Origin of the sequence: Novilysobacter selenitireducens (assembly GCF_020026895.1) — a bacterium.
Lineage (GTDB): Bacteria > Pseudomonadota > Gammaproteobacteria > Xanthomonadales > Xanthomonadaceae > Lysobacter_C > Lysobacter_C selenitireducens.
This window is the reverse complement of the sequence record NZ_JAINZW010000040.1, coordinates 1-291: the sequence shown is the minus strand read 5'-3', so window position 1 is coordinate 291 and position 291 is coordinate 1. Positions and strand designations below refer to the sequence as shown.

The window sequence follows — 291 nt, the reverse complement described above, 5'->3', positions numbered from 1 at the left end:
ATTCTCTTGGAGATGATGAGTACCAGTATGTGCGTATGGCTGCTCAAATGCTGCTTGGAGCGACACGGCAGTCAGAAGAGAGCAACAGCTGGTACTGGCAATTGGTACCACACATCGACGCACTTCCTCAGTCAGTCAAGGAGGCAAATATTGCGCATGCGATGGCATTTAATCGGGTCTACAAATCCTTAGGAGACTGGAGAGCATCCAAAAGACTACTCGAGTTTGCTCTTGCCAAGCTTCAGAATATGCATGGCCACCTGCACGAGGATTCAATATCCGCGACAGGTT

General features: G+C 49.1%; 1 protein-coding gene. It reads left to right on the top strand.

Annotated elements, in window-relative coordinates; genetic code table 11:
- Positions 1-291, top strand: a 291-nt coding sequence (locus K6753_RS14485; RefSeq protein WP_223677171.1) for a hypothetical protein, incomplete at both ends; no start/stop codon positions are given.